The organism is Pantoea sp. sgz302252, from assembly GCF_042610525.1.
GTDB lineage: Bacteria > Pseudomonadota > Gammaproteobacteria > Enterobacterales > Enterobacteriaceae > Erwinia.
Genome location: NZ_JBHDVM010000001.1, coordinates 855,448 through 874,484, shown reverse-complemented (window position 1 = coordinate 874,484; position 19,037 = coordinate 855,448). Strand labels below are relative to the sequence as shown.

At 56.0% G+C, this 19,037-nt stretch carries 19 protein-coding genes; 14 read left to right on the top strand and 5 right to left on the bottom strand.

The features are described 5' to 3' along the window. Nucleotides 1-226 precede the first annotated feature (226 nt). Genes ACETPC_RS03905 through citG form a run of 8 tightly spaced genes read left to right on the top strand, consistent with a single transcriptional unit; the run spans nt 227 to nt 7,588 of the window. Nucleotides 227-1,582, top strand: coding sequence for a 2-hydroxycarboxylate transporter family protein (locus ACETPC_RS03905; protein ID WP_380178781.1), 1,356 nt, complete (start codon nt 227-229; stop codon nt 1,580-1,582). 22 nt (nt 1,583-1,604) lie between these two features. Further along, on the top strand, nt 1,605-2,465 hold the full coding sequence (locus ACETPC_RS03900; protein WP_380178779.1) for a fumarylacetoacetate hydrolase family protein: 861 nt from the start codon (nt 1,605-1,607) through the stop codon (nt 2,463-2,465). After that, nucleotides 2,466-3,509 carry a [citrate (pro-3S)-lyase] ligase gene (citC, locus tag ACETPC_RS03895; protein WP_380178777.1) on the top strand — a complete coding sequence of 348 codons (1,044 nt, stop codon included), beginning with the start codon at nt 2,466-2,468 and terminating at the stop codon, nt 3,507-3,509. 17 nt (nt 3,510-3,526) lie between these two features. Then, nucleotides 3,527-3,820, top strand: coding sequence for a citrate lyase acyl carrier protein (citD, locus tag ACETPC_RS03890; protein ID WP_380178775.1), 294 nt, complete (start codon nt 3,527-3,529; stop codon nt 3,818-3,820). After that, nucleotides 3,817-4,692: a citrate (pro-3S)-lyase subunit beta gene (citE, locus tag ACETPC_RS03885; protein ID WP_380178773.1), complete on the top strand. Its 876-nt coding sequence runs from the start codon at nt 3,817-3,819 to the stop codon at nt 4,690-4,692. Before citD ends, citE begins: the two co-directional genes overlap by 4 nt. Nucleotides 4,693-4,702: 10 nt before the next feature. Further along, entirely contained in the window at nt 4,703-6,223 is a 1,521-nt protein-coding gene (gene citF, locus ACETPC_RS03880) for a citrate lyase subunit alpha (RefSeq protein ID WP_380178771.1), read from the top strand. Beyond that, nucleotides 6,223-6,762, top strand: coding sequence for a citrate lyase holo-[acyl-carrier protein] synthase (gene citX, locus ACETPC_RS03875; RefSeq protein ID WP_380178769.1), 540 nt, complete (start codon nt 6,223-6,225; stop codon nt 6,760-6,762). Before citF ends, citX begins: the two co-directional genes overlap by 1 nt. After that, entirely contained in the window at nt 6,740-7,588 is an 849-nt protein-coding gene (citG, locus tag ACETPC_RS03870) for a triphosphoribosyl-dephospho-CoA synthase CitG (protein WP_380178767.1), read from the top strand. Before citX ends, citG begins: the two co-directional genes overlap by 23 nt. Here citG and hpxO read toward each other — a convergent pair. Beyond that, the gene (hpxO, locus tag ACETPC_RS03865; protein WP_380178765.1) at nt 7,567-8,724 is read right to left on the bottom strand and encodes an FAD-dependent urate hydroxylase HpxO; all 1,158 of its coding nucleotides are present in this window, start codon (nt 8,722-8,724) and stop codon (nt 7,567-7,569) included. The two genes, citG and hpxO, sit on opposite strands and share 22 nt — an antisense overlap. A 212-nt stretch (nt 8,725-8,936) precedes the next feature. Between hpxO and ACETPC_RS03860 the strand changes: the two genes are divergently transcribed. The 4 genes from ACETPC_RS03860 to ACETPC_RS03845 all read left to right on the top strand — a co-directional run bounded on the left by ACETPC_RS03860 (nt 8,937) and on the right by ACETPC_RS03845 (nt 11,696). Further along, nucleotides 8,937-9,572, top strand: coding sequence for a hypothetical protein (locus ACETPC_RS03860; protein ID WP_380178763.1), 636 nt, complete (start codon nt 8,937-8,939; stop codon nt 9,570-9,572). Between the two features lie 79 nt (nt 9,573-9,651). Then, nucleotides 9,652-10,098 carry a DUF441 domain-containing protein gene (locus ACETPC_RS03855; RefSeq protein ID WP_380178761.1) on the top strand — a complete coding sequence of 149 codons (447 nt, stop codon included), beginning with the start codon at nt 9,652-9,654 and terminating at the stop codon, nt 10,096-10,098. A gap of 60 nt (nt 10,099-10,158) precedes the next feature. After that, nucleotides 10,159-10,560, top strand: coding sequence for a hypothetical protein (locus tag ACETPC_RS03850; protein ID WP_380178759.1), 402 nt, complete (start codon nt 10,159-10,161; stop codon nt 10,558-10,560). A gap of 110 nt (nt 10,561-10,670) precedes the next feature. After that, nucleotides 10,671-11,696 carry a LacI family DNA-binding transcriptional regulator gene (locus ACETPC_RS03845; RefSeq protein ID WP_380178757.1) on the top strand — a complete coding sequence of 342 codons (1,026 nt, stop codon included), beginning with the start codon at nt 10,671-10,673 and terminating at the stop codon, nt 11,694-11,696. Nucleotides 11,697-11,752: 56 nt separating this feature from the next. On the opposite strand, the gene ACETPC_RS03840 is transcribed toward ACETPC_RS03845, so the two are convergent. The 4 genes from ACETPC_RS03840 to ACETPC_RS03825 form a co-directional block, all read right to left on the bottom strand. Continuing rightward, a complete protein-coding gene (locus tag ACETPC_RS03840) occupies nt 11,753-12,577 on the bottom strand; it encodes a sugar phosphate isomerase/epimerase family protein (RefSeq protein ID WP_380178755.1) in 825 nt (274 codons plus the stop codon). A gap of 18 nt (nt 12,578-12,595) precedes the next feature. Then, nucleotides 12,596-13,510, bottom strand: coding sequence for a TIM barrel protein (locus ACETPC_RS03835; protein WP_380178753.1), 915 nt, complete (start codon nt 13,508-13,510; stop codon nt 12,596-12,598). Between the two features lie 9 nt (nt 13,511-13,519). Next, entirely contained in the window at nt 13,520-14,941 is a 1,422-nt protein-coding gene (locus ACETPC_RS03830) for a sugar porter family MFS transporter (RefSeq protein WP_380178751.1), read from the bottom strand. A gap of 200 nt (nt 14,942-15,141) precedes the next feature. After that, a complete protein-coding gene (locus ACETPC_RS03825) occupies nt 15,142-16,167 on the bottom strand; it encodes a LacI family DNA-binding transcriptional regulator (protein WP_380178749.1) in 1,026 nt (341 codons plus the stop codon). 235 nt (nt 16,168-16,402) lie between these two features. On the opposite strand from ACETPC_RS03825, the gene ACETPC_RS03820 reads away from it, so the two are divergent. Together ACETPC_RS03820 and ACETPC_RS03815 are read left to right on the top strand one after the other, a co-directional pair. Continuing rightward, complete coding sequence (locus ACETPC_RS03820) at nt 16,403-17,578, top strand: Gfo/Idh/MocA family protein (RefSeq protein ID WP_380178747.1); 1,176 nt, start codon at nt 16,403-16,405, stop codon at nt 17,576-17,578. A gap of 553 nt (nt 17,579-18,131) precedes the next feature. Then, complete coding sequence (locus ACETPC_RS03815; RefSeq protein WP_380178745.1) at nt 18,132-19,022, top strand: N-acetylmuramoyl-L-alanine amidase; 891 nt, start codon at nt 18,132-18,134, stop codon at nt 19,020-19,022. The last annotated feature ends 15 nt before the right edge of the window (nt 19,023-19,037 follow it).

Below are 19,037 nucleotides of genomic sequence, written 5' to 3'. Positions count from 1 at the left end.
ATTTGTCCTGACAGGAAAAGGCGTTTTTTTAATATTCTACAAATGTTATTTGTTTGTGCTTATTACAGAAAAAAACCATTAAAACCACGCTATTAAATTTTGTGTCGATCACAGTAAACGGCAGGGGAATTAAAAGCCATAAAAACTCCGTTACCAACATGCGGTGAATCACATAAATAAGTAATGTGCTCCTCCAGGATGGCGAAAAATAACAAGGAGCCTAATCATGAGTACGGATGATAATTCAGTTGCTGTTACCCCAGCCTCGCCCGAGATCTCGCTGAAAGAGAAGTGGTGGCGCATTATGGATACGTGGAAAGTTGGGATTATCCCACTGCCGCTGTTTCTTCTGGCAGGCGCGCTGATCGCCATCGATTGTCTGGGCGGCAAGCTGCCGAGCGATATTGTAGTGATGGTCGCGACCCTGGCCTTTTTCGGCTTCGCCTGCGGCGAGTTTGGCAAGCGTTTGCCGATTGTCGGCAAGCTTGGTGCCGCGGCTATCTGCGCGACCTTTATTCCCTCTGCGCTGGTCTACTACGGCCTGCTGCCGGATGTAGTGGTTGAATCCACTACCAAATTCTATAAGTCGACCAACATCCTCTATCTCTATATCTGCTGCATTATTGTCGGCAGCATTATGAGCATGAACCGCACCACCCTGATCCAGGGCTTTCTGCGGATCTTCTTTCCAATGCTGTGCGGCGAAATCGTCGGCATGCTGACGGGAATGGGCGTCGGCATGGCGCTGGGCATGGAGCCGTTCCAGATCTTCTTTTTTATTATCCTGCCGATTATGGCCGGCGGCGTGGGCGAAGGGGCTATCCCGCTTTCTATCGGCTACGCCGCGCTGCTGCATATGGATCAGGGTGTGGCGCTGGGCCGCGTACTGCCGATGGTGATGCTGGGCAGCCTGACGGCGATTATTATCTCCGGCTGCCTGAACCAGCTGGGTAAACGCTATCCGCACCTTACCGGTGAAGGCCAGCTGATGCCTGAACGCGACAATGAAGTAGGGCAAGGTTCATCGACGCCCACTTTCTCCGGCAAAACGGATGTCACCACATTCGCCTCAGGCGTGTTGCTGGCGGTACTGCTTTATATGCTGGGAATGATGGGACATAAACTGATCGGCCTGCCTGCGCCGGTGGGCATGCTGTTTCTTGCGGTACTGGTGAAGCTGTTCCACGGCGTCTCACCGCGCATCCTTGAAGGTTCGCAGGTGGTTTATAAATTTTTCCAGACCTCGGTTACCTATCCGATCCTGTTTGCCGTCGGCGTAGCGATCACGCCGTGGCAGGAGCTGGTCAACGCCTTCACGCTTACCAATCTGATTGTGATTATCAGCACCGTCTCCGCGCTGGTGACCACAGGTTTCTTTGTCGGCAAGAAAATCGGTATGTATCCGATCGATGTGGCCATCATTTCCTGCTGCCAGAGTGGTCAGGGCGGCACCGGCGACGTCGCTATCCTGACCGCTGGCAACCGCATGTGTCTGATGCCTTTTGCCCAGATTGCAACCCGCATCGGCGGCGCGATCAATGTCTCTTTGTCTCTGCTGGTGCTGGGCAACTTTATCGTTTAACTACTGCTTTTCAGGACGCAATATGAAACTCGTCAGTTTTCTTTATCAGGGCAAGCGTAGCTACGGGGTAGTCAAAGGCGAAGGCGTGGTGGATGCAGGACGTCGCCTGGGCGATTGCTACGCCGATCTAAAAGCGCTGCTGGCCGCTGGCGCTTTAAATGAACTGCGCGGATTTAGCGAGGATAAGCCGGATCTGTCGCTGGGCAGCCTGGCCTTTTTGCCGGTAATTGAGAATCCGCAAAAAATCCTCTGTGTCGGCATGAACTATGCCGACAAGCGCCAGGAGTTCGACCAGCATGATCCGGCACCAACCCTGTTTGTGCGTTTCCCGGACTCGCAGACCGGCCATAACGCGCCGGTACTTAAGCCGCGCCGCTCCAGCGAATTCGACTACGAAGGCGAGCTGGCGGTAATTATCGGCCGCGCGGGCGAGAACATCCCGCGCGAGCGGGCGCTGGCTTATGTGGCGGGCTACAGCTGCTATATGGACGGCTCTGCGCGCGACTGGCAGCACAGCTGGTTTACCGCTGGCAAAAACTGGCCGCAGACCGGCGCTTTCGGACCGTGGCTGGTGACAGCGGATGAAATTCCCGATCCACAGCGGCTGGCGATCCGCACCTGGCTGAATGGCAGCATGGTGCAGCGGGATTCGACTGCCAATATGATCCATCCCGTTCCGGAACTGATCGAATATATCAGCGCCTTTACTCACTTAAACCCCGGTGACGTCATTATCACCGGTTCGCCAGGCGGCATCGGTAAAAAACGCACGCCGCCGCTGTTTATGCAGGCAGGCGATCGCATTGAAGTAGAGATAGAGCGAATTGGGCGCCTCAGCAACAGGGTTATGGACGCGCCGGAGCTGTCGGCGGCGGGGTGCTGAATGAGCGCAGAACAAGCTATAGCAACGCCGACGGTTATCGATTTTCGCATCAGCGAGACGCAGAAACATCCGCAGCGGATGAGCAAAGTGCGTGAACTGCTGGCCGACAGCGGCCTGGAGATGGAAAGCGACATCAGCCATATGGTAGAGGCGCTGGCGGATAATCAGCTGGTGGGCTGCGCCGGGCTGGCGGGAAACATCATTAAATGCGTGGTGGTGGCCAAAGCTTTTCGCAGTGAAAACCTCAGCGCCCGTCTACTGACGGAGCTGGAAAATCTGGCGTTGCAACAGGGCCATTTCCATCTCTTTCTCTACACCCGACCGTGCAACGAAGTGCGCTTTACTCACTGCGGTTTCTGGCCGCTGGCCCGCAGCGGCAGCGAGGCGGTGCTGATGGAAAACACGCCGCAAGGTATTCGCCGCTACTGCCGCCAGCTACAGGCGCTGCGCCAGCCGGGCGAACGCATCGGTGCCATAGTGATGAATGCCAACCCCTTTACCCTTGGACACCGTTATCTGGCGGAACAGGCGGCGAGCGCCTGTGACTGGCTGCATCTGTTTGTGGTGCGCGAGGACGCTTCGTTCTTTCCCTATAACGAGCGGCTGACGATGGTCAGAGCTGGCGTGGCGCATCTCAGAAATGCCACGGTGCATGAAGGTTCGCGCTATATCATTTCCCGGGCCACTTTCCCAAGCTATTTCCTTAAGGAAACCGGCAAAGTGCAGCAAGCCTGGAGCGAGATCGACGCGCGGATTTTCCGTGATTACATCGTGCCGACGCTGGGGATCACCCATCGCTTTATTGGTTCAGAACCTTTCTGCGCGGTGACTCGCCAGTACAACCAAACCCTGCACGGCGTGCTGGCCGATAAGGCGGCAGTAGTCGAACTTGCGCGGCTAGAAACTGCAGGCAACGCGATTTCCGCTTCCGAAGCGCGCCGCCTGTTGAAAACGCAGCAATTTTCCCGACTACGGGAAATCGTGCCGGACACGACATTCTCGCTGTTACAGAAGCGCTACGGCGCTTATACGGAAACCGCTTAATGCTCAGGAAGGCAACAATGAAAATCGTAAAAGAGGCGCTGGCCGGGACTCAGGAGTCCAGCGACCTGATGGTGAAAATCACGCCCGCCGACGGCGAGCTGGATATCGTGATCCATAGCGAAGTAATCAAGCAGTTCGGCGAGCAAATCCGCCGGGTCGTGCAGGAAACGCTTGGCGCTATGGGCGTAGAGCAGGGAGTCATTATAGTGAATGACAAAGGGGCGCTGGACTGCGTTATCCGTGCTCGTTTGCAAAGCGCCGTACTGCGTGCCGCCGATGTTCAACAAATCGACTGGGAGAAACTACAGTGAACAAACTTCGTCGCAGTATGCTTTTTCTGCCCGGTGCCAACGCCGCAATGCTTTCCAGCGCTTTTATCTACCGTCCGGACTCGATCATGTTCGACCTGGAAGACGCGGTGGCGCTGCGGGAAAAAGACAGCGCGCGGCTGCTGGTGTTTCATGCGCTACAGCACCCTATGTATCAGGATATCGAAACCGTGGTGCGCATTAATCCGTTGAATACCCCATTCGGGCTGGCGGATCTGGAAGCGGTCGTGCGCGCCGGGGCTGATGTGGTACGCCTGCCGAAAACCGATTCGCCGGAGGATATCGCCGAACTGGAAGTGCATCTTGCCCGAATTGAACAAGCCTGCGGACGCCAACCCGGTTCAACCCGCGTAATGGCCGCTATCGAGTCGGCGATCGGCGTGATTAACGCGGTGGCAATCGCCCGTAGTTCTCCGCGCCTGATTGGCATCGCGCTGGCGGCCTTTGACTACGTGATGGATATGCAGACCGAGCGCGGCGACGGCACCGAACTGTTCTATGCCCGCAGCGCGGTGCTACATGCGGCACGCGCCGCTAAAATCGATGCTTTCGATGTAGTCTGGCCCGACGTGAACGATGAGGAAGGTTTTCTGCGGGAAGTCGAGCTGATCCGCAAAATGGGCTTTAACGGTAAATCGCTGATTAATCCACGGCAGATTGAACTGCTGCACAACGCTTACGCGCCGACGCAGCAGGAAGTCAATCACGCCAGGCAGGTGATTGAGGCGGCGGAAGAGGGCACGCGCAACGGACTGGGCGTGGTATCGCTCAACGGTAAAATGGTGGATGCGCCGATTATCGATCACGCGCAAAGAGTACTGGAGCGTGCGGCGGCTTCCGGCGTGCGTAATTAAAGGAATAATTATGAATCAGACTAAATCAAGGCAGACGAATTGCCCAGTCCCACGCAACCTCCAGCCGTTTAATGGCGCTTACGCGGCAACGCCCTGGCTGGCTAATCCCAATGGCAACCGGCGCAAGCTCTGCGAGTCGTTAGAGCAGGCGATTGCCCGCAGCGGTCTTGGTGACGGCATGACAATCTCTTTTCACCACGCTTTCCGCGAGGGCGATCGGACAATCAACCTGGTGGTGGCGACGCTGGCCCGGCTGGGTTTTAAAAACCTGACCCTGGCTTCCAGCTCGCTGATGGCCTGCAATGACGCGCTGATCGAACATGTTCGCAACGGCGTGATCACCCGGATTTATACCTCCGGGATGCGCGGCAAGCTGGCGGAGGCCATTTCCCACGGGCTGATGGAAGAGGCGGTACAAATCCACTCCCACGGCGGTCGGGTAAAGCTATTACAGGACGGCGAACTAACGATTGATGTCGCTTTCCTCGGCGTGTCGTGCTGCGACGAGTTCGGTAACGCCAGCGGCACCCAAGGCAAGTCCTGCTGCGGTTCGCTGGGTTATGCCATGGTCGATGCCCACTTTGCTAAAAAAGTGGTGGTGCTGATGGAATCTCTCGTGCCTTTTCCCAATCTGCCCGCCAGCCTGGTTCAGGATAGGGTGGACTATATCGTGCAGGTAGAAAGCGTCGGCGACCCGGCTAAAATCAGCGTGGGCGCAGCCCGAATTACCAACAACCCGCGTGAGCTGATGATCGCCCGTTATGCGGCGGAAGTGATTGAGCATTCCGGCTACTTCAATAACGGCTTTTCTATGCAGACCGGTTCCGGCGCGGCGGCTACTGCCTGTACCCGCTTTATGGAAAAGAAAATGCTGCGTCACGGCGTGAAGGCCAGCTTTGCGCTTGGCGGCATCACTGGCAGTTTGGTGGAGCTGCATGAAAAAGGGCTGGTTGAAAAACTGCTGGATACCCAGAGCTTCGACGGCGAAGCCGCCGCCTCTCTGGCCCGCAATCCGCAGCATATCGAGATCTCTACTAACGTCTATGCTAATCCGGGAAGCAAGGCGGCCTGCTGTGACCAGCTGGACGTGGTGATTTTAAGCGCGCTGGAAATCGACACCGGCTTTAACGTTAACGTTATCACCGGTTCCGATGGCGTTATGCGCGGCGCATCCGGCGGCCACTGTGACGTGGCCGCTGCCGCTAATCTGACTATCGTGGTTGCACCGCTGTTGCGTAGCCGTATTCCGACGGTGGTGGAGCGCGTAACGACTCGTCTGACGCCGGGAGAAAGCATTGACGTACTGGTCACCGATCATGGCATTGCGGTGAATCCACGACGTCCGGAAATCCGCGAGCGGCTGCTGGCGGCCGGGCTAAAGATTGTCGATATCACGGAACTGTACCAGCGGGCGATCTCGCTAACGGGCGTGCCGAAACCTGTTGAGTTTACCGACCGGATTGTCGGCGTGGTTCGCTACCGCGACGGCAGCGTGATTGACGTTGTACGTCAGGTGAAGGAGAGCGCCTGATGCCAGCGACGATCTCTGTAGATGGGGGTGTCACGCTTGAGGCGCTGCTGGCGGCAAAAGAGCGGCGTGCGGGGCGGCAGGCTGACTGGCTGGCGCGCTATCGTCAGCCGGTGATTTCCCTGACGCTGGTAACGCCAGGCGCGGTAAAAGACAGCGCACGCTACCGCAATACTATGGGCGTGGCGTTACGGGCCTGCGATCAGCTGCTGTGGCAAAACTGCTGGAAGGTGCTGGAGCGACAGGTTCTGTGGCTGCCGACGGGCGCGGAAGCGCTATGGTGCGTGGCGCATCCGGCAGCTGAGATTAAAGCCCAGTGTATGAGGCTGGAGCAGAATCATCCGCTGGGGCGGCTCTGGGATCTGGATGTGATCTGTCCGCATCAGGGCCCGATTGGGCGACAATCATTGGGCGGCGGCAGACGCGCCTGCCTGCTGTGCCATCGACCGGCTCACGCCTGCGCTCGTTCGCGTCGGCACCCTGTGGCGCAAGTGGTGGCGAGCGTGGAGAAAATTATTGATGCCTGGTTTGCCCGCGACTGAGCCGCAGCCCGTCTGCGTGACGGAACTGGCAGCGCAGGCGCTGTGGCAAGAGCTGATGCTGACGCCCAAGCCGGGACTGGTGGATCGGGCCAATAACGGCGCTCATCGTGATATGGACTATGGCTGCTTCACCCGCAGCATCGCAGCGATTACGCCGTGGTTTAGCCTGTTTGAAGAACTGGGTGAAACCCATGCGGAGCGCGTTGGGCCAGAGCAGCTTCAGCTATTGCGTCCTGCGGGCATTGCCTGCGAGCAGGCGATGTATGCCGCTACCGGCGGCGTAAATACCCATAAAGGTGGCATATTTTCGCTGGGGCTGCTGTGCTGCGCCGCCGGGAGGCTGCGAGGACGGCGCGAAGTTCTGTCTGCCGATGCGCTGTGCGCTGAGGTGAGCCAGCTTTGCGCCGGTCTGGTAGCGCGGGAGCTGGCGGCGCGTCCGGGTAAGGCGACAGCGGGCGAACGGCAGTATCGTCAGCTGGGACTGGCTGGCGCTCGCGGTGAGGCGGAAAGCGGCTTTACCACGGTGCGGCGTTATGTGCTGCCCGCCTGGGAAAATACCTCGGGCGAGCAACGTTTGCAGCGAGCGCTGCTACAGCTGATGGCGGTCAATCCCGACAGTAACCTGATATCCCGCGGCGGCCTTGCCGGACTACGCTATGTACAAACTTATGCGCGACAGCTGCTGGCAGACGGCTGGGATAACAAAAAGCTTGCCGAAATGGACAGGCAGCTGATCGTCCGGCATTTAAGCCCCGGCGGCAGCGCCGATTTACTGGCGGTGGCCTGGGTGCTGGGGAACCTTGGTCAGGCGAAAGGGCCGCCCTGAATGGTGTCGCTCATGCCTCTGAGAATACGCTCGCCGGTTTCGCTTCTCAGCTCCTGATACCATTGCTCCGTAATGGTCATCTCTTTGCCGTGCGTGACGTCGCAGCGCTTGCGCGCTTTCAGCACCAGCTCCTTTACGCGGTCGGCGCGTTTATGCTGATAGCGCAGCAGCGCATCTTCAATTCCCAGCGAATTGGTTTGCAGGCAGTTTGCCAGCACTACCGCATCCTCCATCGCCGCGCAGCCGCCCTGGCCAATATCGGGCGTAGTGCTGTGCGCCGCATCGCCCAACAGCGCCACGCGGCCTTTAACCAACTGTGGAAAGGGTTCGATATCGTGGATTTCAATTCGGTTGGTGGTAGTGGGATCGAGCCGGGCTATCAGCTTCTGCACCGGCGCGGCCCAGCCGTGGAAATAGCGCTGCAAATCTTCGCGCAGCGTAGCGCGATCTTCCGCCAGCCCCAGCGGCAGCGGCACGTCAAAAAAGAAATAAAAGCGGTTGTTCGCCACCGGCATCAGCGACACGCGTTTGCCTTCGCCGACAAAAGTCGTCCACTGCTGCGCTGGCGCGATGCTTTCATCCAGCGCCACCAGCCCGTTCCAGTTGACGTAGCCCGCATAGCGACGCGGCACAGTTTCGCCAATAACGTAAGGCCGAATAGCCGAATGCGTGCCATCGCAGGCGATTAGCAAATCGCCTTTTGCCTCGCTGCCGTCGGTAAAATAAGCCGTTACGCCCTGACTGTGCTGTTCTACGCTGACCACGCGTTTGCCAAATTGCACTTTCTCGCGGCCATACTTATCCAGCAGCATTGCCTGCAGTTCCGCTCTTGCCACCGGATAAGGACGCTCTCCGGCTTCCTCAATCAGCGGTGCCAGGCTGAACTGCGTCAGCGGCTCGCCGGAAAAAGCATCGTGGTAGGCCATAGTCTGCATCGAGCCGCCCAGTGCGCTTAGCGGCTCTTTCATGCCCAGATAATTAAGGCACTTAACACCGTTGGGCCAGATGGAGATCGCCGCACCGACCGGTTTTATCTCTTTTACCGCTTCAAAAACCGCTGTTTCAATACCGAAACGCTGTAGCGCGATAGCGGCGCAGGTGCCGCCGATGCCAGCGCCCATAATCAGTGCTTTCATTTTTTTCTCCTCAGGCTTTTCCACTGAAGCTGCAACTTTTGTACCAGGTGCGCACAGGCGTTCTGGCGCGGCATTGAAACTATCGTTTCATGAAAACGGATCACCACGCTGGCGCATTGCACCAGCATGATGCGGCGAAGGTGGGCGAATAGTTGGCAATAAGGCAAAGAATTTGCCACAGTGGCAAAGACCCTTTTTCAGGAGACAGCAAGATGGCGACCATAGCCTGCCTGCATGCGGCGACCAGTAATATCGCGTTGTTTGAAGAGGCGCTGCAAGCGCTGGATTATGACGAGCTCCAGCTGCTGCACCGCGTGGAGAGCGAACTGTTAACCCGAGCCATCAGAGCGGGTGAAGTTACTGTTGAGATTGCGGCTACGGCACGCGAAATTATCAGCGAAATGTGCGAGCGGGCCGATGCGGTCATTGTCACCTGTACCACGCTGGGCGTGGTAGCCTGGGATACAACGCAGTTCAATAAGCCGGTGATCCGCGTGGATGCAGCGCTGGCGAAAGCGGCCTCGCACTACCACGGCGCGGTGCTGGTGCTCTGTACCGCGCACTCCACGCTGGAAATGACGACAAAACTGTTTGAGGCTTTTATTCCTGGCGACAGGCTGTCGGTTGAACTGATCCCGCGCGCCTGGGCCTTTTTCAATCATGGCGATATTGAAGGCTATCATCGTGAAATCGCCCACTATATTCGTGAACGGCGTGAATGCGCATTAGGTTGCATAGTACTGGCGCAAAGTTCCATGGCGGGCGCGGAGAAGTATATCAACACCACGCTGTCGGTGCTGAGCGGGCCGGAAACCAGCCTGCAGGCGGCTATTGACGCTATCCTTTGATTATAAAGGCGTTAAAAAGAGTAGAGCGCAGCGACAAAGCGTTTTAAGGTGTAGCCCCACGCTTTGACAGGAAACCACTATGTTCGATTTAACGCTGTTTATTCTGCTGCTGCTGGCAGGGCTCAGCTATTTCAGCCATAACCTGACCGTCGCTATCGCTTTGCTGGTGCTGATCGTAGTGCGGATGACGCCGCTGAACGCGCTTTTCCCGTGGATTGAAAAGCAGGGTGTGACCGTCGGGATTGTGATCCTCACTATCGGCGTTATGGCGCCCATTGCCAGCGGCGCTTTGCCCACCACCACGCTGATGCACTCCTTTCTGAACTGGAAGTCGCTGCTGGCGATTGCGGTCGGCATTTTTGTCTCCTGGGTAGGCGGCCGCGGCGTCAGCCTGATGAGCACACAGCCGACCATTGTCGGCGGCCTGCTGATCGGCACCATTATCGGCGTCTCGCTGTTTCGCGGCGTGCCTGTAGGGCCGCTGATTGCCGCCGGACTGGTATCGCTGTTTATCGGTAAAATGTAGCCGTTTGCGCCGCCTGAACTCTGCTATCATAGCGCTCTTTTTTTTCGCCAGGAGAAACCGGTGAGCAAGCAGGACAAGCGCAACAAGCGCGCCAAACTAAAAGCCAAACAGGCCAATAACGCCCGCGCCCGCGGCAAGCAGCTGGATGCGGTGGGCCGCAGCAGCTACGTCGCCACGCCGGAAATGGTCGAGCTGTTCGCCAGCCTGCCGCCGCTGGATGAGAGCGGCGAGATGCCTTTCGTCGGCGAGATCTATCGCTGGTGCGACGAAGAGTATGGCTTTGACGGCAGCAGCGCGGAAAACGAGATGCTACAGGTTGCGGCGCTCTGCGTGCTTTATATTCACTGGCGCACCAGCGAAGGCTCGATCTCGCTTAACCAGAACGAGCTGATTGAAGCGGCGATCCGCCTGAGCGAAGAGAATGAGGCTTTCAAAGCGCAGTATCAGGCGGCACAGCAGTAAAGCCGCGCGGATCCTGCGAGACGCTACGCAGATTTCGCAGGAAATCGGGCCGGATTCAGGGCGATAAGTTACTATTTTCTACGGATTTAAAGAAGATAAAGGACGGCGCTATGTCCCATCCCACCATGCAGGATATTGCCAGAGAGGCCGGCGTTGGCGTGGCGACGGTCGATCGCGTAATTAACCGCCGCGCGTCGGTAAAACCCGCTACCGAACTGAGGGTATTGAATGCAGCAAAGAAACTGGGCTTCGTTTCCGATAAGCTGGCGGCTTATCCCGCTACCGTGCGCCTTTGCCGCGTTGGTTTTATCCTGCTTGATACCGGTGCGGAATTTTACCGTCAGCTCAGCGAACAGCTACGTATTCAGGCCGGACTGGCCACGGGCCTGACCCTGACCACGGAGTTTGTCTGGCTAAACGTCAACGCCACCCAGGCGATAGCCGAGGCGATCCTGACGCTGGGCAAGCGGGCAGAGGCGATTGGCATCGTGGCTATCGACAATCCGCTGGTCAACCAGGCGATCGACAGGGTAAAAGAACAGGGTGTTCGCGTCTATACGCTGTTCAGCGAGCTGACCGCCAGCGGCTGCGCGGGCTATATCGGCCTGGATAACCGCAAAGCGGGCAGAACCGCTGCATGGATGATTGCGCGCCTGTCGCCGCGTCCTGGCAAAATCGGCATTTTGCTGGGCGACCATCGCTTTCTCTGCCAGGAGATCTCAGAAATCAGCTTTCGCTCCTGGTTCCGCGAAAAAGCGGCCGGTTTTGACATTCTGGAGCCGCTGCGCAGCTATGAAGACGACGCTGTGGCGGAGCAGGCTACCCGCAAGCTACTGCAAGAAACACCGGATCTGGTGGCGCTTTATGTGCCGAGCGGCGGCGTGGAAGGTGTGGTGCAGGCGCTGCTGGAGGCTAAGCGGCTGCATGATCGGCGGCTGACCGTCGTATGCCACGGCCCAATAGTGAGCGCCCGGCGCGCGTTGATAGAAGAAGTCGTAGATCTCTTTATCTGGCATCCGATGGCGGTGCTGGCGGAAGGCATCCTGAAAGCTATCGTCGAAGATGTGCAGAGCGAGGCGCGCGGTAACCAACAGCGCTATCTCTCATTCGAGCTGATGACGGTAGAGAATTTTTAGCGTCGGGCAGTGCGGCGTTTTCAAAAATTGAAAACGCCGCTTTTGGCTTGCAAAATTTAACGCGTCCAGGCGTTCAGGCTGTCCAGCGACTCACGGGCAATTTGCCAGAGGTCATCTTCCCAGTGCGTCGGGCTTAGCAGTTCCGGGCACCATACTCCGTCATAGCCGGTAGCTTTTACCGCCGCTGTCCAGGCTGCCAGGTCTACTTCGCCTTCGCCTGGGCGGTAGTCCCGCTGCACGCGTTCATCCCACTTTTCACCCGGCTTTAATCGGCGGCCATCGCAGAAATGCACGCCGTAGATCAGGTTGGGATCGAGCGCAGCCACTTCTTCTGGTCTGGTATCGCCGCCGGCATAAAGATGCCAGAAGTCGATAACCAGGCCTACATTATCAGCGCCGACCGCATCGATAATCGCCAGCGCCTGCTTCAGACTGTTAAACGGCGTAAAGGCGACTACTTCAATTTGAAATTTAATACCGTAGCCTTTGCCGATCTGCGCGATATCCCTGATGTTCTGCGTTAACACCCCCTGGCGGGCCTGTGGCGAGAGCTCGTCAATCTCGTTTAGCGCCATGATTTGTACTATCGGGCAGGCAAGCTGTTGCGCGGCGCGGCAAATTCTGTCGGCTTCGTCCAGCATCTGGTGGCGCGCCTGCGGCTGGTGACGTCCAATCGCTTTCAGCGCGTTAATACAGCTGATGGCAATGCCGTGTTTCCGCATCAGGCTTTTGTAGTTTTCCAGACTGCCGCCATGTTCCAGATAGCGGAAGAGATGTTCAGGCAGCAGCTCCAGAGCAGTGAAGCCTGTTTCCTGCGCAATACGCAGCTGGGTAATGGCATTGGAATGCAGTACGGAAACGCCGTGCAAGGCTTGTATCATCGGTTTTCTCCCCTGAATTTAAAAACCCACGCTGCGCAGATAGTGCAGGCTGGCGGTAACGTCATGCAGACTGCCATCCGCATCGCGCGGATCGCGTTCTTGCTCGATGGTGATCCAGCCGCGCCAGTCCAGCTCTTCCAGCAGCCCTTTGATCGCCGGATAATCGATATCGCCGGTGCCAAGAGGGCACATTACGCCTGCCGCGCAGGCGCTAAAAAAATCCTGTTTTCCGGCAATCGCCGCCTGGTAACGCGCTTTGTTGACATCTTTAAAATGGAGATAGTCGAGACGGTCAGCATACTTGCGCAGCCAGCTAACGGGATCCAGTCCCGCATAGTAAAGGTGGCCAGTGTCCAGGCATAAGCCAGCTTCTGTGGCAGGTATATCCTGCGCGATGCGGTCGATTTCGTCACCGAACTCAATAAAGCCGCCCGCGTGAGGATGGATCACCGGACGCACGCCATATTCCTGCGAGGCAATGCGACAAAGTTCGCGGATATGGCCGATCATGCGCTGCCAGTCCGCTTCCGGCAGACGTTTAGCTCTGGCTGACTGACCAGCGCAGCGGGCACGGTCAGCGTCGCCAAAATCGATAATCACCAGATAAGGCGGCGGCACAGCCCCTTCGACCGTAGCGATTGGTGCCTGGCGCAAACTGCTGCAAACGGCATGCGTCAGTGCAACCATCGCCGGGAAATTCGCTTCCGAAACCAGATCGTCAAACAGCGTGCCCGCCACCAGTGAAAGCCCGTAGCTTGCCAGCGCCTGCTTTAGCAGCGCGGGCTCGGTCGGCAGATAACGCCACGGGCCCAGTTCAATACTGCGGTAACCGGCTTCGCGGGCCTCGCTCAACACTTTCTCATAAGGCGGTAAATAAGGATTAGTGGGGTCGTCCACTCCCCAACTGCACGGGGCGTTAGCAATGGCGTACATAGCGGCTCCTCAGGATTTAGCGGTCTGTTGTTTACGGCGTGAGGCGGCGAAGCGGGCCAGCACCAGCTCCTCCATATTTTCCAGCGCGACGCCTTTGGTTTCCGGCACGAATCGCTTTACGAACAGCCAGGAAAGCAGCGTGCAGCCGGCGAAGATCAGCAGCGGAAAGCCACCGTGGAACTGCTCCACCAGCCAGCGGCTGTGGTTCATCATCGGGAAAGTCTGGCTGACGAGGAAATTGGCGATCCACATGGCGCTGATAGAAAAGCCCATCCCGGCGGCACGCAGGCGCGTGGGGAAGATCTCGCCGATAACCGTCCAGACTACCTGGCCCCAGGTCGCGCCGAAGATAAACATAAAGCCGAACAGGCCGAGCACCGAGGCCATGCCAGTGAATTCAAAATAGAAAGCGGCAAAGGTGTAAAAGAGACAGATAAAAGCGCCTGCCGAACCGATATTCAACAGCGAGACGCGGCCTGTTTTATCGATCAGCAGCATGCCGACAATGACGCCCGCCATCTGTAGCACCGCCAGCAAAATGGTCAGGAACATTGCTTCCTGCAGATCGCCGGTAATATTCATCAGCAAAGAAGGGCCGAAATACTGAATAACATTGATGCCGGTAAGCTGATTAAACACGGCCAGCCCGACGCCAATGGTCAAAAAAACCAGCGTCCTCGGCGTCAGCCGCATTTTTTCGCGTCCGGCAGGCTGTTCGCTGATGGCACTTTTAATTTCGGCCAGCACATTCTCCGCATGCTGCCGATTAGAAATACGGGTTAGCGTATCCAGCGCTTTTTCTTCGCGCCCCGCCAGCATATTCCAGCGCGGCGTTTCCGGGATAAAGCCGACAAAAGCGAAGAACAGCGCGCAGGGCACCAGCGCCGCGCCAAGCATCCAGCGCCAGCCGACATCGACGATCCATTCCATCGACATACCGGTGACGATCAGGTAGTTGGTAATCAGCACCACAACCTGACCAGCGGTTGAGCAGAGTGTGTGCATAGTCATGGCACGGCCGCGAAAATCTTTTGGCGCGACTTCGGCGATATAAACCGGCGAAATAACCGTGGCGATGCCGATGCCTAAACCGCCAATCATGCGGAAAATCACAAACATCGTAAAAGAGGTAGCAAAGGCGGTGCCTGCAACCGAGACGATAAACAGCAGGGCCGTAAGGATTAACGTCTTCTTGCGGCCAAAGGTATCGCCGAGATAGCCAGCCGCAAAACAACCGATCACACAGCCGATAATAACGTTAGAGACGGCCCAGCCCGTTTCAGAGGGCGTCAGCTGATAGTGTTTGCCAAGCGGCTCGATTGCGCCGGAAATCACCGAAGAGTCATAGCCAAACAACAATCCGCCCAGCGCGGCGACGGCGCTGATGGCGATAACGTAGGTCAGGTTGTGCCGTTGAGAGTGCGATGTCATGCAAGTGCCTTTTGCAATTAAGCCTGTGGTGACAGTGAGCATGCGCGAAGGAGAATGAAAATTCTAATCGGAAATTAACTGGAATATTGGTTTTTTGATGAGGGTCATTATTTGATGGTGGGTTATCAAAACTTTGATAGTTTTTGATAGATTCATGTTGGCTCAAATGAGATCTACGGCCGTTTCCCGGACGCCGCCTTTCAGCGGCGCAGATGCGACTGGCGTAGCAGCAGCCGATCCTGATGGGCAACTGGCGCTACGGGCGCCGCCGAAGTCAAACGACGAACAGCATCCTGCAACATGGCCCGTAGTGGCTGGCCGTGGGTGGTAAGCTGATAGCGGGGCGAGGCAGCCAGCTCAATATCGTCGTAGCCGACAATCCCCAGCTGATAAGCAGGCGCCATGGCATCCAGCGCGTCCAGCGCGCCGATCGCCAAAATATCGTTCTCGCAAAACAGCGCATCCAGCCACTGCGTCTGCGGCGTCTGTGTCAGATGATCGCTAAAGGCCCTGAAGCCGCTGACGCGATCGTAATGATTAGCCTTAAGCAGCTTTATATTTTGTAGCTTCACACCCAGTTCGCGTAGCCGATCGCAGTAGCCTTCATAACGCAGTAGCTGAGTAGATTCCGTATCGGGGCCTTTCATATAGCCAAAATTTTGATAGCCTTGCTGATGCAATATCACGGCAGTTTGCTGCCCAGCCTGATAGCCATCGGTGTTTATTATTTGAATATAGGGATTGGCGTCGTTGCGGCAAAGCTGCACGAGCGGAATGTGGTGGATATCGCGTGCCAGCGCGATCAGGCTATCGCTAAGCAGCGTGCCCAAAAATAGCAGGCCATCAACCTGGAGCTGATCTGCCAGCGTCAGCACCGCTTCTTCCGATCCTTCCGCGCTGATATTAAGCAGCAGGGCGGTATAGCCGCGCTGCTGTAGCTGGCGCGTCGCTTCGTCCAGCAGCAGCAGTAGATTGGGGTTTTGCATCTCATCCACCACCACGCCGATTAGCTGCGAGCTTTTTTTCGCCAGCCCGCGCGCCTGGAGGTTAGGCCGATAACCCAATTGCTGAGCAGCCTGCTGCACACGAGCCAGCGCTTTAGCCGAGATCGAAGCGCCATCGGTAAAAGCGCGTGAGACCGTCCATTTTGAGACGCCAGCCAGCTCGGCAACATCGCTGGCCGTCACTTTGCGCGCAGGAGCAGGCGGCTGGGGTTTATCACTCATCTTGAATCCTTTATGCCGCAAAAGCGCAGTGTAATGCATAAACCAAGCCTATGTATGCAACCGGGTGCAAAAAATATTATTCCTGTGATCCTTATTGCGAAAGAGAGAGTTGGGCGTTTGACATTAGTGAGCTTGTCTCAGAAAGTTTGCACAGCAACGGGCGTACTTTTTCTATTTTTGCACCCGGTTGCAAAAAAAGACCTGTATCCTGCATAAATCAAAAAATGAGGTGGCTATGTTAAATGGAGAAAAGCAAATCGCGCGTCCGTTACGTTGGGCAATGGTAGGCGGCGGCAGACTAAGTCAGGTTGGCTACAAACACCGAACCGGCGCGTTGCGTGATAATACAGCCTTTCAGCTGGTGGCCGGCGCTTTTGATATCGATGCCGGGCGCGGGCGCGATTTCGGCATTAACCTTGGCGTAGCCGCTGAGCGCTGCTACACGGATTATCGTGAGCTGTTTGAGCGTGAGGCGCAGCGGGAAGAGGGCATTGAGGTTGTTACTATTGCCACTCCTAACGGCACGCATTACGAGATCAGCAAGGCCGCGCTGGAGGCTGGCCTGCATGTTATCTGTGAAAAGCCGCTGTTTTTCACCAGCCAGCAGGCGCGGGAGATCAAAGCGCTGGCTGAAAGCAAAGGACGCATTATCGGCGTAACTTACGGTTATTCCGGCCATCAGATGCTGCTGCAAATGCGGCAAATGATTGCTCGCGGCGATATTGGCGAGGTGAGAATGGTTGAGATGCAGTATACGCACGGCTTTAGCGCCAGCGACAGCGCTGATAAATTCGAAGCGCAAAAGTGGCGTGTCGATCCTGCTATTGCCGGGCCAAGCTTTGTGCTGGGCGATCTCTCTACGCATACTTACTATATTTCGCAGCTGGTGCTGCCCGATCTTAAGCTCAAGTCGCTGCTTTGCGATCGGCAAAGCTTTATCGCTTCGCGCGCGCCTTTAGAAGATAACGCCATGGTGATGATGCGCTATCACGGCGGCGCGGTGGGGCGGTTATGGACATCCTCAGTCAATGCTGGCTGCATGGATGCGCAGCAGATCCGCGTAATAGGATCCAAAGCAAGTCTGCAATGGTGTGATACTCAGCCTAATGAGCTCCGTTATGAAGTGCAAAACCAACCCAACCAGCTGCTGCATCACGGTATGCCTTACCTGGATAACGCCGCGTTAGCTGATGACCGCCTTGGCGCGCTGCATACGGAAGGGCTAACGGACGCCTGGTCTAATATCTATCTGAAGTTCGCGCTGGCGATGGATGCCAAAAATCGCGGCGATGAAGCGGCGCTGGCGGCGATGATCTATCCGGGTATCGACGCCGGGCTGGAAGGTGTCCGCTGGGTAGAGAATTGCGTGCGTTCTGCCGACAGCGGCGCTGTCTGGGTAAATTATGAATAGTTAATACCCCAAAAGAACAGTTTATATTTGCGGCGTACCCTCGGGTACGCCGCATGCATTTTATAACCGGTTCGGGCAGGCTGATCCCGCTGTAAGTCATTTCTGATCGGTACGAGTTAAAATTATCAAGTCGCATTAAGTATTTAGCTTATTACCTGATTAAGGAGCTTTTACAAAAGTGAACTTTATTTCTGTTACCCAGATGGGTTAGTCTTTTATTTTCTAAATCACAGGAGTGTTTAAATAGCATTACTATTTTTGCAGATGTTTTATCCTTTATTTAACAAATAAAAAATAGATGCAGCCATCCTATTTTACAAGGGGTGCAGAGACTCAGCTCGCTATATTGAATAAGGGAATTCTCCTGTGGTTAAAAAACAGAGGCAACCTGGCTATCTGAAAACGTCAGCGTAAGTTCATTGGGTGGGTTAAGCGATATGCCAATCCTGCCTGGTTAAATAACCTCCAATTAATTTGCAGCCAGCTTAGGCGAAATTCAACGATGTGCCTGCTGCTTGTACAGGCATAGCTCTCTGATTCAGGATGGAACTTGATGAACAAAAATCTGGTTAAACACATTAAATTTACCGCTGCCGTATTTTTCAGCGCCGTAGTGATAACAGGTTGCACAGCGCCACAAAACTCTTTGTCCTCGTTGCATAAAAATACGCTGGCAGACAGAGGCGACTATTTCGCCGATAACGCCACCTCAGCAGCCAGTCAGGACAGCCGCGTTAAATTTTTAATTATGCATTACACGGTGGAAAGTGAAGAAGAAGCCTTTAAAACGCTTTCAACAGGTAAAGTCAGCTCCCACTATCTGGTCTCTGAACATCCCCGAACGTTAAACAGTAAGCCAGTGATCACCCAACTGGTAGCGGAAGAGAAAAGAGCCTGGCAGGCTGGCGTCAGTAACTGGCAAGGCAGAACCAATCTCAACGACAGCTCCATAGGCATTGAGATAGTGAATAAAGGCTTCAGCGATAATAAAGATGCAAGAACCTGGTATCCTTATAATCAGCAACAAATTGATGCCGTGGCGCGGCTGGCGCAGGATATTATCAAACGGCATAACATTAAGCCTGATTATGTACTGGGACACAGCGATATCGCGCCGCTAAGAAAACAGGATCCCGGCAAACTTTTTCCCTGGCGACAGCTGGCTGAAAAGGGCATCGGTGCCTGGCCTGACGACGCTACGGTTAACAAATACCTCGCGGGCCGCTCTCCCCTGGCCGCCATTAATGTTCTGACCCTCCAGCAGACATTAAAACAGTATGGCTATGATACTATTCCGCAGACGGGCGTTCTTGATAAGGATACCCGCACTATCATTAGCGCATTTCAGATGCATTTCCGCCCCGAGGATATCCGCGGTAACGCAGATGCGCAGACTGAAGCTATCGCTAAAGCGCTGGTGGAAAAATATCTGACCCGGTCATAATTATGGAGAAAGCAA

Coding starts and splice junctions, on each gene's coding strand:
- ACETPC_RS03905 (WP_380178781.1), top strand. CDS start 227: ATGAGTACGGATGATAATTCAGTTGCTGTTACCCCAGCCTCGCCCGAG.
- ACETPC_RS03900 (WP_380178779.1), top strand. CDS start 1,605: ATGAAACTCGTCAGTTTTCTTTATCAGGGCAAGCGTAGCTACGGGGTA.
- citC (WP_380178777.1), top strand. CDS start 2,466: ATGAGCGCAGAACAAGCTATAGCAACGCCGACGGTTATCGATTTTCGC.
- citD (WP_380178775.1), top strand. CDS start 3,527: ATGAAAATCGTAAAAGAGGCGCTGGCCGGGACTCAGGAGTCCAGCGAC.
- citF (WP_380178771.1), top strand. CDS start 4,703: ATGAATCAGACTAAATCAAGGCAGACGAATTGCCCAGTCCCACGCAAC.
- citX (WP_380178769.1), top strand. CDS start 6,223: ATGCCAGCGACGATCTCTGTAGATGGGGGTGTCACGCTTGAGGCGCTG.
- citG (WP_380178767.1), top strand. CDS start 6,740: ATGCCTGGTTTGCCCGCGACTGAGCCGCAGCCCGTCTGCGTGACGGAA.
- hpxO (WP_380178765.1), bottom strand. CDS start 8,724: ATGAAAGCACTGATTATGGGCGCTGGCATCGGCGGCACCTGCGCCGCT.
- ACETPC_RS03860 (WP_380178763.1), top strand. CDS start 8,937: ATGGCGACCATAGCCTGCCTGCATGCGGCGACCAGTAATATCGCGTTG.
- ACETPC_RS03855 (WP_380178761.1), top strand. CDS start 9,652: ATGTTCGATTTAACGCTGTTTATTCTGCTGCTGCTGGCAGGGCTCAGC.
- ACETPC_RS03845 (WP_380178757.1), top strand. CDS start 10,671: ATGTCCCATCCCACCATGCAGGATATTGCCAGAGAGGCCGGCGTTGGC.
- ACETPC_RS03840 (WP_380178755.1), bottom strand. CDS start 12,577: ATGATACAAGCCTTGCACGGCGTTTCCGTACTGCATTCCAATGCCATT.
- ACETPC_RS03835 (WP_380178753.1), bottom strand. CDS start 13,510: ATGTACGCCATTGCTAACGCCCCGTGCAGTTGGGGAGTGGACGACCCC.
- ACETPC_RS03830 (WP_380178751.1), bottom strand. CDS start 14,941: ATGACATCGCACTCTCAACGGCACAACCTGACCTACGTTATCGCCATC.
- ACETPC_RS03825 (WP_380178749.1), bottom strand. CDS start 16,167: ATGAGTGATAAACCCCAGCCGCCTGCTCCTGCGCGCAAAGTGACGGCC.
- ACETPC_RS03820 (WP_380178747.1), top strand. CDS start 16,403: ATGTTAAATGGAGAAAAGCAAATCGCGCGTCCGTTACGTTGGGCAATG.
- ACETPC_RS03815 (WP_380178745.1), top strand. CDS start 18,132: ATGAACAAAAATCTGGTTAAACACATTAAATTTACCGCTGCCGTATTT.